This window comes from Streptomyces gamaensis (assembly GCF_042656465.1).
Lineage (GTDB): Bacteria > Actinomycetota > Actinomycetes > Streptomycetales > Streptomycetaceae > Streptomyces > Streptomyces gamaensis.
Map to the genome: position 1 here is coordinate 63390 of NZ_JBHSPB010000012.1, position 13610 is coordinate 76999.

Here is a 13610-nt window from a genome sequence, read left to right on the forward strand (position 1 = left end):
TGTACGAGCCCGCCGGCCGGGCCCGGCATCAGGGGCGGCGCGGTCACATGAAGGGGGTCAATTGCCGGACGGCCGTTTGCGGGCCACGACCATGGACTCCGCTCCCGCGAGGTGGACGACGCGCGCGTCGCGGAAGCCCGCGTCGGTGAGCCAGCCCCGGCAGTCGGCGCCGGTGTAGTCGAAGCCGCCGGGCGTCTCGATGAGCATGTTCAGACTCATCAGGAGCCCGGCCGCGTTGTGGCGGCGGCCGTCGTCGATGAGGGTCTCGTGGACGACGACGGTGCCGCCGTCCGGCAGCGCCTCGTACGCCTTCTCCAGCAGCGTCCGTTTCGTGGGCAGGTCCCAGTCGTGCAGGATGTGGCCGAAGACGATCACGTCGGCGTGCGGGAGCGGGTCGGTGAAGAAGTCGCCGGGGACGAAGACGGCCCGTTCGGCGACGCCGAGGCGCTGGGCGCGGCGCTCGAAGTGCGGCCGTACGGCCTCCAGGTCGAAGCCGATGCCTCTCAAGTGCGCGTGGTGCCGCAGCAGCAGGCTGAGCACTCCGCCCTCGGCGCAGCCGATGTCGGCGACGACGCCGTGCGCGCTCCAGTCGACCCCGCCGGGCGCGTCGGCCATGGCGAGCGCGGCACGCGCGGACAGCCCCGTCATGGCCTGCATGAACTCGGCGATCTGCACGGGGTCCCGGTAGAGGGTCTCGAACAGGCCGCCGCCGCTCTTGATCTCGTTCTGCGGCTCCCCGGTGCGCAGCCCGTCGGCGAGGGTGCCCCAGAAGCCGTAGAGCCGGGTGTCGGCCATCTCCAGGAAGCCGCCCAGGTAGGAGGGCTGTCCGCGGTCGAGGAAGCGGGCGGTGGCGGGGGTGTTGGCGTATCTGCGGTCGTCGGGGGTGTCGCGGTCGTCGCGTTCCAGCATGCCGAGGGCGACGAGCGCGTCGAAGAAGTCGCGCGCGGAGCGCGGGTGCAGCCCGAGGCGCAGCCGCAGTTCCTCGCAGGGCAGCGGGCCCTCCGCGAGCTCGGTGAACAGGCGCAGCCGGACCGCGGTGAGGAGCACTTTCGACGCCTGGAAGCCGAGCGCGATCCCGAGGATCCGGTCGAGTTCGGCGGAGTGTTCCTGCGCGGGGTTCTCCTGCGTGGAGTCCTCCCGCGCGGGGTTTTCCTGCTCGGTGGGTGCTGTGCTCATGTGGTTCACCTCGGCCGGGGCGCAACTGTTCAATGCTGTACCGCTCTTGTGGACCCGTTCCTACCCCGTCACACGCGTTCCAGCACCTCCAGCAGACGGTCCACATCGGCGGCGCTGTTGTACAGATGGAAGGCGGCGCGCAGATTGCCCGCCCGGGGGCTCACCCGCACTCCGGCGGCCGCGACGCGCTCCGCGGCGTGTTCGAGTCCGGGGACGGAGACGATCACGGACCCCTCGGCGGCCACCGGCGTGTGCCCGAGCGCGGCGAGCCCGGCGCGGAAGCGGTCGGCGAGCGCCCGGTCGTGCGCGCCGATGCGCTCGATGCCGAGCTCCTCGACCAGGGCGAGGCTCGTGCGGGCCGCCGGGTAGCAGAAGACGCTGGGGGCCTCGTCGAACCGGCGGGCGGAGAGCGCGAGTTGCTCCACCCTGCCGTACGTGCTCGCCCCCGGCTCCTCGCCGCCGACCCAGCCGGCGAAGACGGGGTACAGCGCGTCGAGTTCTCCGGGGCCTTCGGGCACGGTGAGGAAGGCGGTGCCGCGCGGGCACATGAGCCACTTGTAGCCCACGCACACCGTGTAGTCGTGGGCGGCGGCGTCGACGGGGTACCAGCCGACGGCCTGGCTGACGTCGACGAGCGTACGGGCGCCGTGGGCACGGGCGGCCGCGCCGATCGCGGCGAGGTCCGCGATCCGGCCGTCGGCCGACTGCACCGCGCTGACGGCGACCAGGGCCGTCGCGGGCCCCACGGAGTCGGCCAGCTTCTCCAGCGGGACGGTACGGACGCGTACGTCGCCCCGGGTGTCGGCCCGCACATGGAAGGGGTTGACGAGGGAGCTGAAGTCGCCCTCGGCGACGAGGACTTCGGAACCGGAGGGCAGGGACTGCGCGACGAGTCCGCAGTAGACGGCCACCGAGCCGCCCATCGCGACCCGGCCGGCGGACACGCCGACGATCCGCGCGTAGGCGGCGCGCACGTCCTCCACGGCGGCGAACAAGTCCGGCCCCGAGGAACCGGAGGTGGCGGCCGCGGAGACGGCCGCGGTCATCGCGGCGACGGAGGCGGTGGGCAGCAGCCCGGTCGACGCCGTGTTGAGGTAGGCGGACGGACCGGACGTTCCGGCGGGCAGGGGGGTGAAGTGACGGGGCGCCAGGTGCTCGAGGTTCTCCATGGCGCCACTATGAGGGAGGAAGATCGACTCGTCCATGGCCGCCTTCCGGAACGACAACCCTGAGCGGGGCGCCGTCCCTGGGGTGGAGCGTGCGCCGACCGCTCTCTACCCGGGGGTGGAGAGGGCCTTCAACCTGCTGGGGGACAGCGATTCACCTGCTGGGCCGAGGCGCGAAACCCCTTGCCACGGAACCCTGTTCGTATGAACAAGACCACAGCGAACACGACGGTGAAGGCGACAGTGAACGTGGCGTTGGGCAGGGTGCCGGGCGGCCGCTCCATCGGTGACGACGATCACGCGACGGTGTGCCCGGCCCCCGTCCGGCGGTCCTGCCGCAACTCGGGCGGCCGGAGCGGCGGTTACCCGCTCACCACACACGCGTGCACCGCCCCGGCGAGGCGCTCCGCGTCGGGGCCCGCTCCGCCGGGGTATCCGAAGCGGCGCCGCGTGTAGCCGAAGGCGAGGCCGCGGGCGGGGTCGGCGAAGGCCTGCGAGCCGGCCGCGCCGCTGTGCCCGAAGGCCCGCGCGCCCAGGAACCGGTAGCAGTCGCCGAGGGCCTCGAAGCCCACCGCGAACGCGTGGTGCTCGCGCCCCACCATGCCGTAACCGACGGAGTGGGCCTGCGAGAAGACGGCCACGGTCTCCGGGGCGAGCAGCGCGGGCCGGCCGTCGAGGCCGCTGACGGCGGCCGCGTACAGCTGGGCGAGGCCGCGGGCGGAGCCCGTCCCGCCGACCGAGGCGGGCCCGCCCGCACGGACCGCGCGGTGGTTGGGCAGCTCGTCCAGCGGGACGGCGTCGGGCCGGGTCCGGTTGAACGCGATGGCGTCCAGACTGTCCGGGCCGCCCTCCGTCTCCCGCAGGGTGCGCTTCTGCTCGGGCGTGGGGTCCATCGGCAGGGTCGAGCGCACCCGGTGCTCCAGTTCCTCGGGCAGTCCGAGATACAGATCGATGCCGTAGGGGGCCCTGATATGCGCCTCGTAGTACTCCTGAAGGCTCCGGCCGGTGACCCGGCGGACGACCTCGCCGGCCAGCGCCCCGACGACCAGGGCGTGGTAGCCGAAAGCCGTGCCCGGCCGCCAGTACGGGCGACGGCCGGCCAGCCGCTCAGCGATCAGCCGGTCGTCGGAGAGCTCCTCGGTCGACAGCCCCTCCTCGACACCGACGAGCCCCACGCGGTGGGTCAGCAGCTCGCGCAGGGTGACGGCCTCCTTGCCACCGGCCGCGAACTCCGGCCAGTAGCGGGCGACTCTCTCGTCCAGATCGAGGGTGCCGTCCTGGACGAGCAGCGCGACGACCAGATAGGCGGCGCCCTTGGTGGAGGAGTAGACGCCGGTGAGCGCGTCGCCCGTCATCTCCGGGCCGCCCCACAGGTCGACGACCTGCTGCCCGTCCACGTAGGCGGCCAACTGCGCCGCGTGCCCGAGGCGTTCCTCGGCCAGTACGGCCGCGAACTCCTCGTGCACGGCCTCGAAACCCTTGGCGACGGTGCCGCCGACGACGGGATCGGACATGTCCCCTCCTCCAGGATCCTGCGCCGGCCGGGCCCGGCGCGGTAGAAACGTACCGTTCCCGGCCCCTCGCCCCGCAGGAGTCACGGCCCCATGCCCGAGCCCTCCACGGTTCTGCTCACCGGCGCCGCCGGCCGCATCGGCACGTTCCTGCGCGAGCGGCTGCCCGCGTACGGCCACCGGCTGCGCCTGTTCGACGTACGGCCCGTCAGCGGCGCCCCGGAGGCGGTCACCGCCGACCTCGCCGACGAGGCGGCACTGGAGGCGGCCGTGCGCGGCACCGACGCGGTGGTGCATCTCGCGGGCATCCCCGTGGAGGCCCCCTTCGCGGACATCCTGCGGGTCAACATCGAGGGCACGTACCGGCTGTACGAGGCCGTGCGCCGGGCGGGGGTGCGCCGGGTCGTGCTCGCCTCCAGCAACCACGCCGTCGGCTTCACCCCGCTCCCGGCGCCGGGAGAGGCCCTCGTCCCCGTCGGCACCCCGCACCGGCCCGACACCTACTACGGGCTCTCCAAGGGCTTCGGCGAGGACCTGGCCTCCCTGTACTGGGACCGGTACGGCATCGAGACGGTGTCCCTGCGCATCGGCTCCTGCTTCCCCGAGCCCAGGTCGGTACGGATGCTGTCGCTGTGGCTGAGCCCCGGTGACTGCGCGCGGCTCGTGCACGCCGCGCTCACCGCCGAGGGCGTGGGCCACACCGTCGCCTACGGCAGTTCCGCCAACACCCGGCTGCGCTGGGACCTGTCGACGGCCCGCGCCCTGGGCTACGAGCCGCGCGACGACTCCGAGCCGTACGCGGCCGCGCTGCTCGCCGCGCAGGGCGAGGAGGACCCCTCCGACCCCGCGCAGGCTTGCCTGGGCGGTGAGTTCTGCGGCGACAATCCGCCGCGCAGGACGAACTCCGGGCAGGCGAACTCCGGGTAACGGAACCGCAAAGCGGCGCCACGCGTTACCCGGGGCATGACCGTAATGACACCCGGCTCGAACATCCCGCTTCCCGTCACGCGCGTGACGGTGGACGTCACCGCCCCGGTGCGGCTCGACGTGTCGGGCCTGCTGCTCACCGCCGACGGCAAGGTGCGCTCCGACGACGACTTCGTCTTCTACAACCAGCCGCAGGGCCCCGGTGTGACCCACCGCGCGGCGGCCGGCGGCACCCCCGACGCGATCGCCGTGGACACGGCCGCCGTCCCCGCCGCCATCGACAAGGTCGTGGTGACCGCGAGCCTGGACGCGCCGAACGCGACCTTCGCCGGCACGGAGCCGACCGCGACCGTCCGCGACACGGACAGCGGCGCCGTCGTCGCCACCTTCACCCCGCCCCGGCTCGGCACGGAGACGGCCCTGGTCGTCGTGGAGCTCTACCGGCGGGCCGGCGCGTGGAAGCTCCGCGCCGTGGGCCAGGGCTATGCCGACGGACTGGCGGGCATCGCGACGGACTTCGGGGTGACGGTGGAGGAGGAGGCGGGGACCCCCGGGGCGCCGGAGGCGCCGACGCCCGGGGCCCCCGTGCCGGGCCAGGCCGCAACGCCCGTGCCGGGCAGGCCCGTTGCCGCTCCCGGCGCACCGCTGCCCGGTGCCGTACCGCCCGGCATGCCTGCCGAAGTCGCCCCCGGCGGTCAGTTCGACCCGCACTCCTACCCCCCGCACCCCGAGGGCTACGCGCCCATGCCGCCCGCGCCCGGCGCACCCGGCACCGCGCCCTTCGGCGCCACCGGCGGCTCCACGCCCGTACCCGGCGCACCCGGCTACGGCGACCGGGCCCCCGCGCCCGGCGCGGCACCCGGCACCCCGCCCTTCGGCACCTCGAACCCGCCCGCCGCGGCCCCGGGAAGCCCCGTACCCGCCTTCGGCGCCCAGCCCTCCGCACCCGGCCCCGCCGCCCCCGCCTTCGGCGCCCCCGGCAAGGTGAATCTCGACAAGGGCCGGGTCAGCCTGCAGAAGAACCAGACGGTCTCGCTCGTCAAGGGCGGCCGTCCCCTCACCCAGTCCGTGCGCATGGGCCTGGGCTGGGAGCCCGCGTACAAGGGCCGGGACATCGACCTGGACGCCTCGGTCATCGCCTACGGCCCCGACCGCAACCCCATCGACGCCTGCTACTTCGGCAAGCTGATGATCCTGGGCGGAGCGGTGCAGCACTCCGGTGACAACCTCACCGGCGAGGGCGCGGGCGACGACGAGTCCATCACCGTCCACCTGGGCGGCCTGCCCCCGGAGGTCACCGGACTGGTCTTCACCGTCAGCTCGTTCAACGGCCAGAAGTTCACCGAGGTCGCCAAGGCGTACTGCCGGCTGCTCGACGGCCGTACCGGCGAGGAGCTCGTGCGCTTCGACCTGACCGGCTCCGAGCCGAAGACGGGCGTGCTCATGTGCAAGTTCATCCGCCAGTACTCGGGCGAGTGGGAGATGACGGCCGTGGGCGAGTACGTGAAGTCCCGCACGGTGCGCGACCTGATCAAGCCGGGGGCCATGGCCCTGTGAGCGGAACGGCGTGGGCCCGCACCCCGGACCGGGGTGCGGGCCCACGCCGCGTCATACGGGATATGACGCCCGGTCAGTGCCGCGAACGCGCCTTGTACGCCGCCTTGCGGGCCTCCTTGGCGACCTTCTTCTCCGGGTGGAGGCGGCTCATCGCCTCCAGGACCTCGGCCGTGGCCGGGTGGTCCACGCGCCAGGCCGTGTCGAAGAAGCCGGCGTGCCGGCCGACCAGGTCCGTCACCAGGGCCTGCAGTTCCTCCGAGTCGCCGTCGGTGGCGAGCTGCGCGGCGATGGTGTCGACGGTCAGCCAGAAGACCATGGCCTCGTCCGGCTCGGGGACGCCGGCCGCCCCGCGCTCGGTGAGCCAGACCCGGGCGAGCCCGCCGAGTTCACGGTCGTCGAGCACCTCGCGCAGCGCGGGCTCGGCCTCCGGGCCGGTCAGGGCGAGCGTCTGCTGGCAGGCGAGACGGCGGGCCGGCGCCTCGGGGTCGGTGCCCCGGGCGGCGGCCAGGAGTTCGCGGGCGGCGTCGAGGGGCGTACGGCGGGCGAGCCAGGCCTCGGTCTCGGCGCGGGCGGCCGGCTCCGGGTAGCCGGGGAGTGCTGCGAGCAGCACGTCCGCGCCCTGCCCGGCGAGGTCGCCGACGGCCGGGGCGTCGACGCCGGCGTCCAGCATCCGGCTGCGCACGGCGAACAGGCCGAGCGGGGTGAGGGAGACCATGCCGTACCGGCTGACGTCCTCCTCCTCGGGCTTCTCGGAGTCCACGGCGTCCACGGACTCGCGGATGTGCCCCTCGCCGTCGACCTCCTCGATGAGGGCCTCGTCGACCGGCTGGTACTCCACGAGGCCGGTCGGCTCCAGCAGCCGGAACTGGTCGTCCAGCCGCATCATCGCGTCCGAGACCTCTTCGAGGATGTCGTCGGTGGGCTCGCCCATGTCGTCCGGGACGATCAGGGAGGCGGCGAGGGCGGGCAGCGGCACGGGGCGCTCGGTGCTGCCCGCGTCGAGCACGGTGAGCATGTAGAGGTTGCCGAGGATGCCGTCGAGGAAGTCGGCCTCCTCCTCGGGGTTCCAGTCGAGGGCGTCGAGGTCGAGCTCGCCGCCGTCGGCGAGCGCTTCCGCGAGCTCGCCCAGGTCGGGGGCGGCGGCGTCGGCGAGCACGCTCTCCAGCCCGGTCAGCCACACGTCGAGGATCCCGGCGGGGCTGCCGGAGGTCAGGGTGGTGAGCTCCTCACCGGCGACGGCGGTGCCGCAGGGCTCGTCCTCGCCGAGGTCGTCGCGGGCGTCCTCGTCCTCGGTGAACTCCACGAGGCCGGTGTCCAGCGCGTACTGCCAGGCGTCGGCGGCGTACGCGACGCCGTCCTCGTCACCGGCGAGGCCGAGCAGCTCGGCGGCGGCCCGCAGCTGCTCGGCGAGCAGCTCGCCGCCCACCCCGACCGGCGTGCCCTCGCCCGCCCAGCGGGCCAGCCGCACGGCGCGGTCGAGCAGCGGGGCGCGCAGCGCGTCCCGCGCGAGCTCCGCGTCGGAGGGGAGCCGCACCGGCGGCATGGTCGGGCGGTCTCCGGACATCAGGGGGGTCATCTCCTCGTCGTGACGGCCGCGCCGGATCGGCGGATCGCCGGGCGCGGTCTCCCAGCCTAGACGGGTGCGGCGCACCGCCGCCGGGCCGCCGCCCCCGCTCGTGGGACCCGCGTTGACGCGCGCGGGCGACGCGGCGGCAACTTCCGTCCTGCGCAGGGGTGTTGCCGGTCCGGTACGGCGGCTTCCGCCGCCATCTCGTAGTGATGCTGAAGGGTCCCGGTCAGAACTTCTCGATGGACCTGTACGGTCGGCGGCCTCCAGAATCCAGCGGAAGGAGACACCGACCGCCCGGAGAGTGAGTGCCATGTCCGTTACGTCCACGAGCCCTTTCGGCCGCACCGTCTGCGCGATGGTGACCCCGTTCGCCCCGGACGGCACCCTCGACCTGGACGGGGCGCAGCTCCTCGCCGACCACCTCGTCACCCACGGCCGCTGCGACGGGCTGGTCCTCAACGGGACGACCGGCGAGTCGCCGACCACTTCGGACGAGGAGAAGACGCGGCTCGTGCGGGCGGTCGCCGAGGCCGTCGGCGGCCGGGCCCGGATCGTCGCGGGCGTCGGCACGGCCGACACCGGGCAGTCGGCGGCGCTGGCCGCCGCAGCGCAGCGGGCGGGCGCGCACGGCGTGCTGGTGGTCACCCCGTACTACAGCCGGCCCCCGCAGGAGGACGTCGAGGCGCACTTCCGCACGGTCGCCGACGCGGTGACGATCCCCGTGATGCTCTACGACATCCCCGGCCGCACCGGCACCCGTATCGAGCCCGCCACCCTGCTGCGGCTCGCCGGGCACCCGGGGATCGCCGGCGTCAAGGACTGCGCGTACGACCTGCTGAGCAGCTCCCGGATCATCGCGGAGACCCCGCTCGCCTACTACTCGGGCGTGGAGGAGCTGAACCTGCCGCTGCGCGCGGTGGGCGCCGCCGGCTACGTGAGCACGGTCGCCAATGTCGCGGGCCCGCTGCTGGCGGCGCTGCTCGACGCGTACGACCGCGGGGACACCGCGGCGGCCACGGCCCTGCACCAGCGGGCGCTGCCGCTCGTGACGGCGATGATGGCGTCCGGCCTGCCGGGCACGGTGACCGCCAAGGCCCTGCTGAACGCGCGGGGCCTGCCCGCAGGCCCGGTCCGGGCCCCGCTGCGCGCGGCCGGCGAGGAGCGCACGGCCGCGCTCCTCGCCGCGTACGAGCACGCCATGGCCCACGAGGACGACCTCGCGCCGGCCCGCTGAGGGGGCACACGTGAGGGGCCGTACCGCGGTCGCCCGCGGTACGGCCCCTCAAGTCGTGGTGCCGGCCGGTCAGTTGTGGCTGTGCAGGATCTCGTTGAGCCCGCCCCACGTGCTCTTGTACGGGCGGGCCTCGACGGCGCCCGTGGTGGAGTTGCGGCGGAAGAGGATGTTGTCGGCGCCGGAGAGCTCCAGGGCCTTGACGACCTGGCCGTCGGGCAGGGTCACGCGGGTGCCCGCGGTGACGTAGAGGCCGGCCTCGACGACGCACTCGTCGCCGAGCGCGATACCGATGCCGGACTCGGCGCCCAGCAGGCAGCGCTCGCCGATCGAGATGATCTGCTTGCCGCCGCCGGAGAGGGTGCCCATGGTGGAGGCGCCGCCGCCGATGTCGGAGCCGTCGCCGACGACGACGCCGGCGCTGATGCGGCCCTCGACCATGGAGGTGCCGAGCGTGCCCGCGTTGAAGTTGACGAAGCCCTCGTGCATGACGGTCGTGCCGGAGGCGAGGTGGGCGCCGAGGCGGACCCGGTCGGCGTCGGCGATGCGCACGCCGGACGGGGCGACGTAGTCGGTCATGCGCGGGAACTTGTCGATGCTGGTCACCTGGAGGTGCAGGCCCTCGGCGCGGGCGTTCAGGCGCGCGGTCTCGACCCGGTCGACGGGGACGGGGCCGAGCGAGGTCCAGGCGACGTTCGCGAGCAGGCCGAAGATGCCGTCCAGGTTCTGGCCGTGCGGCTTGACCAGGCGGTGGGAGAGCAGGTGCAGCCGCAGGTAGGCGTCGTGGGCGTCGAGCGGCTTGTCGTCCAGCGAGGCGATGACCGTACGGACGGCGACGACCTCGACCCCGCGGCGGGCGTCCGGGCCGACGGCCTTCAGGGCGCCCTCGCCGAGCAGCTCCGCGGCGCGCTCGGCGCTCAGCCGCTCGGTGCCGGCCGGGCCGGGCTCCTGGACCAGCTCGGGGGCCGGGAACCAGGTGTCGAGGACGGTCCCGTCCCCGGTGATCGTGGCGAGGCCGGCGGCGACGGCGCCGGTGATGGGGGAAGCAACTGCGTCGGTCATGTCCGAAAACCTAACCGGACGGGGCCACCGAACGCGAACCGGTGGCCCGGGGGGGGGCGCTCTCAGTCGCGCAGCGACCGTTTCGGGCTCAGCACGCAGAACTCGTTGCCCTCCGGGTCGGCGAGGACGGCCCACGTCACCTGCGCGCTCTGTCCCACGTCCACGCGCCGCGCCCCGAGCCCCACGATCCGCTCGACCTCGGCGTCCCGGTCGTCCGGGTTGAGGTCGAGGTGCAGCCGGTTCTTGAGGGTCTTGCTCTCCGGCACGGTCACGAAGCACAGGCCCGGGGTCGCGGACGCGTCCGCGCCGATGGTGACCTCGTGCTCGTCGGCGTACACGACCTTCCAGTCGAGGACCGCGCACCAGAAGGCGGCCTGGGCGCGCATGTCGTGGGCGTCGATGACCACGGTGTACAGGGAAGATGCCATGCCCGAAGTCTGCGAGGAGAACTGATGGCGCATCAAATGGTTTTCGGGGCCACCCACCCGCACACGGCGACAGCCCGCCGGCTGACGGGAGTCAGCGCGGCGGGCTGTCGCGAGCGCGATCCGTGGCTCAGACGTTGAAGCCCAGCGCCCGGAGCTGCTCACGGCCCTCGTCCGTGATCTTGTCCGGGCCCCACGGCGGCATCCAGACCCAGTTGATGCGCAGCTCGTTGACGATGCCCTCGGTCGCCGAGCGGGCCTGGTCCTCGATGACGTCGGTCAGCGGGCAGGCCGCGGACGTCAGCGTCATGTCGAGGGTGGCGACGTTGGAGTCGTCGATGTGGATGCCGTAGATGAGGCCGAGGTTGACGACGTCGATGCCCAGCTCCGGGTCGACCACGTCGTACAGCGCCTCGCGCACCTCCTCCTCGGTGGCCGGCTGCGTCGTCGCCGTCGTCGTCGCTTCCACGTTGTCACTCATGCGGTCTTCCCTTCCGCGCTCTCGCCCAGGGCCTGGGCCGTCGCGTCCTTCCACGCCATCCAGCTGAGCAGGGCACACTTCACGCGCGCGGGGTACTTGGAGACTCCGGCGAACGCGACCGCGTCCTCCAGCACCTCCTCCATCGCGTCGTCCGGCTCCAGACGGCCCTTGGACTGCATCAGTTCCAGGAAGGTCTCCTGGATCCGGCGCGCCTCGGCGAGGTCCTTGCCGACCAGCAGCTCGTTGAGCACGGAGGCGCTGGCCTGGCTGATGGAGCAGCCCTGGCCCTCGTAGGAGACGTCCTCGACGGTCTGTCCGGACAGCCGCACCCGCAGGGTGATCTCGTCACCGCACGTCGGGTTGACGTGGTGCACCTCGGCGTCGCCGGCCCGCAAGCCCCGTCCGTGCGGGTTCTTGTAGTGGTCCAGGATGACGTCCTGGTACATCGAATCAAGCTTCACGTCTGGGGCTCCCGGTCAGCCGAAGAAGTTGCGGACGTGCTCCAGGCCCGCTATCAGCGCGTCGACCTCGGCGGGCGTGGAGTACAGATAGAACGACGCGCGCGTGGTCGCGGGAATTCCGTACCGCAGGCAGACCGGCCGCGCGCAGTGGTGGCCGACCCGCACCGCGATGCCCTGCTCGTCGAGGACCTGGCCCACGTCGTGCGGGTGGATGTCGCCCAGGGTGAAGGAGATCGCCGCGCCGCGCTCCTCGGCCGTGGCGGGGCCGATGATGCGCAGATCGGGCACCTCCTTGAGTCTGGCGATCGCGTACTCGGTGATCGCGTGCTCGTGGCGGGCGATGTTCTCCATGCCGATCGAGGTGAGGTAGTCCACGGCGGCGCCGAGGCCGACGGCCTGGGCGATCGGGGGCGTACCGGCCTCGAACTTGTGCGGGGCGGGCGCGTAGGTGGAGGAGTGCATCGAGACGGTCTCGATCATCTCGCCGCCGCCGAGGAAGGGCGGCAGGTCCTCCAGCAGCTCCTGGCGGCCCCACAGCACGCCGATGCCGTCGGGCCCGCACATCTTGTGGCCGGTGAAGGCCACGAAGTCGGCCTGCAGCGCCTGCACGTCCAGCGGCATGTGCGGGGCGGCCTGCGAGGCGTCGACGACGACGAGGGCGCCGACCTCCTGGGCGCGGCGGACGATCGCCTCGACCGGATTGACGGTGCCGAGGATGTTGGAGACCAGCACGAAGGAGACGACCTTGGTCTTCTCCGTGATGACCTGCTCGATGTCGGACAGGTCCAGGCGGCCGTCGTCGGTGAGGCCGAACCACTTCAGCTTCGCGCCGGTGCGCTGCGCGAGCAGCTGCCACGGGACGATGTTGGAGTGGTGCTCCATCTCCGTGATGACGATCTCGGTGTCGCGGTCGACACGGTAGGGCTCGTCCGCCCAGCCGAGCATGTTGGCGACGAGGTTGAGCGACTCCGAGGCGTTCTTGGTGAAGATCACCTCGTCGCGGCTGGGCGCGTTGACGAACGCGGCGACCTTGTCACGGGCGCCCTCGTACGCCGCGGTGGCCTCCTCGGCGAGGACGTGCACTCCGCGGTGGACGTTGGCGTTGTGCCGCTCGTAGTGCTCGGCGAGCACGTCGAGGACCTGGCGCGGCTTCTGCGAGGTCGCCGCGTTGTCCAGGTAGACGAGCTTGCGGCCGTCGTGGACCACGCGGTCCAGGATGGGGAAGTCCTTGCGGATCGCGTCCGTGTCGAGCAGCCCCGGCAGGGTCTTGATCACTGCGTTACGCCGCCCTTCACGTACTCCTCGTAGCCCTGCTCCTCCAGCTTGTCCGCGAGCTCGGCGCCGCCGGACTCGACGATGCGGCCGTTCGCGAAGACGTGCACGAAGTCGGGCTTGATGTAGCGCAGGATGCGCGTGTAGTGGGTGATCAGCAGGGTGCCGGTCTCACCGGTCTCGCGGACCCGGTTGACGCCCTCGGAGACGATGCGCAGGGCGTCGACGTCCAGGCCGGAGTCGGTCTCGTCGAGGATCGCCAGCCTGGGCTTGAGGAGCTCCAGCTGCAGGATCTCGTGGCGCTTCTTCTCACCGCCGGAGAAGCCCTCGTTGACGTTGCGCTCGGCGAAGGCGGGGTCCATCTGGAGGCGCTCCATGGCCTCCTTGACCTCCTTGACCCAGGTGCGCAGCTTGGGGGCCTCGCCGCGCACCGCGGTCGCGGAGGTGCGCAGGAAGTTGGAGACGGAGACACCGGGGACCTCGACCGGGTACTGCATGGCGAGGAAGACGCCGGCGCGGGCGCGCTCGTCGACGCTCATGGCGAGGACGTCCTCGCCGTCGAGGGTGACGGTGCCGCCGGTGACGGTGTACTTGGGGTGGCCGGCCAGCGAGTAGGCGAGGGTGGACTTGCCGGAGCCGTTGGGGCCCATGATGGCGTGGGTCTCGCCCTGCTTCACGGTCAGGTCGACGCCGCGCAGGATCTCCCGGGGGCCGTTCTCGGCGTCGACGGAGACGTGCAGGTCGTGGATCTCAAGCGTTGCCATGGGGAAC

At 72.9% G+C, this 13610-nt stretch carries 13 protein-coding genes; 3 read left to right on the top strand and 10 right to left on the bottom strand.

Annotated features, from left to right (window positions below; all coding sequences use genetic code 11):
* Positions 1-57: 57 nt before the first annotated feature.
* The 3 genes from ACFP1Z_RS20160 to ACFP1Z_RS20170 form a co-directional block, all read right to left on the bottom strand.
* Positions 58-1176, bottom strand: coding sequence for a methyltransferase (locus ACFP1Z_RS20160; RefSeq protein ID WP_390317988.1), 1119 nt, complete (start codon positions 1174-1176; stop codon positions 58-60).
* Positions 1177-1244: 68 nt separating this feature from the next.
* The gene (locus tag ACFP1Z_RS20165) at positions 1245-2381 is read right to left on the bottom strand and encodes an aminotransferase class V-fold PLP-dependent enzyme (protein ID WP_390317989.1); all 1137 of its coding nucleotides are present in this window, start codon (positions 2379-2381) and stop codon (positions 1245-1247) included.
* Positions 2382-2704: 323 nt separating this feature from the next.
* A complete protein-coding gene (locus tag ACFP1Z_RS20170) occupies positions 2705-3856 on the bottom strand; it encodes a serine hydrolase domain-containing protein (protein ID WP_390317990.1) in 1152 nt (383 codons plus the stop codon).
* 90 nt (positions 3857-3946) lie between these two features.
* On the opposite strand from ACFP1Z_RS20170, the gene ACFP1Z_RS20175 reads away from it, so the two are divergent.
* Both ACFP1Z_RS20175 and ACFP1Z_RS20180 read left to right on the top strand, forming a co-directional pair.
* Positions 3947-4780 carry an NAD-dependent epimerase/dehydratase family protein gene (locus ACFP1Z_RS20175; RefSeq protein WP_390317992.1) on the top strand — a complete coding sequence of 278 codons (834 nt, stop codon included), beginning with the start codon at positions 3947-3949 and terminating at the stop codon, positions 4778-4780.
* A 45-nt stretch (positions 4781-4825) separates the two neighbouring features.
* Positions 4826-6337 (top strand): TerD family protein, encoded by a 1512-nt coding sequence (locus tag ACFP1Z_RS20180; RefSeq protein ID WP_390318289.1) that lies wholly within the window; start codon positions 4826-4828, stop codon positions 6335-6337.
* 73 nt (positions 6338-6410) lie between these two features.
* Here the strand turns inward: ACFP1Z_RS20180 and ACFP1Z_RS20185 are convergent, their stop codons facing one another.
* On the bottom strand, positions 6411-7901 hold the full coding sequence (locus ACFP1Z_RS20185) for a hypothetical protein (RefSeq protein WP_390317994.1): 1491 nt from the start codon (positions 7899-7901) through the stop codon (positions 6411-6413).
* A gap of 316 nt (positions 7902-8217) precedes the next feature.
* Between ACFP1Z_RS20185 and dapA the strand changes: the two genes are divergently transcribed.
* Positions 8218-9141 (top strand): 4-hydroxy-tetrahydrodipicolinate synthase, encoded by a 924-nt coding sequence (gene dapA / locus ACFP1Z_RS20190; protein ID WP_390317996.1) that lies wholly within the window; start codon positions 8218-8220, stop codon positions 9139-9141.
* A gap of 69 nt (positions 9142-9210) precedes the next feature.
* Here the strand turns inward: dapA and dapD are convergent, their stop codons facing one another.
* From dapD to sufC, 6 genes are all read right to left on the bottom strand, one after another.
* On the bottom strand, positions 9211-10200 hold the full coding sequence (gene dapD / locus ACFP1Z_RS20195) for a 2,3,4,5-tetrahydropyridine-2,6-dicarboxylate N-succinyltransferase (protein ID WP_390317997.1): 990 nt from the start codon (positions 10198-10200) through the stop codon (positions 9211-9213).
* Positions 10201-10262: 62 nt separating this feature from the next.
* Positions 10263-10628, bottom strand: a complete 366-nt coding sequence (locus ACFP1Z_RS20200; protein WP_390317999.1) for a VOC family protein — start codon at positions 10626-10628, stop codon at positions 10263-10265.
* Positions 10629-10755: 127 nt separating this feature from the next.
* Entirely contained in the window at positions 10756-11106 is a 351-nt protein-coding gene (locus tag ACFP1Z_RS20205; RefSeq protein WP_390318001.1) for a metal-sulfur cluster assembly factor, read from the bottom strand.
* The gene (gene sufU, locus ACFP1Z_RS20210) at positions 11103-11567 is read right to left on the bottom strand and encodes a Fe-S cluster assembly sulfur transfer protein SufU (protein WP_390318003.1); all 465 of its coding nucleotides are present in this window, start codon (positions 11565-11567) and stop codon (positions 11103-11105) included. Before sufU ends, ACFP1Z_RS20205 begins: the two co-directional genes overlap by 4 nt.
* Positions 11568-11582: 15 nt before the next feature.
* Positions 11583-12839, bottom strand: a complete 1257-nt coding sequence (locus ACFP1Z_RS20215) for a cysteine desulfurase (RefSeq protein ID WP_390318291.1) — start codon at positions 12837-12839, stop codon at positions 11583-11585.
* Positions 12839-13603, bottom strand: coding sequence for a Fe-S cluster assembly ATPase SufC (sufC, locus tag ACFP1Z_RS20220; RefSeq protein ID WP_390318005.1), 765 nt, complete (start codon positions 13601-13603; stop codon positions 12839-12841). The genes ACFP1Z_RS20215 and sufC overlap by 1 nt, the downstream gene beginning before the upstream one ends.
* Positions 13604-13610: the final 7 nt, after the last annotated feature.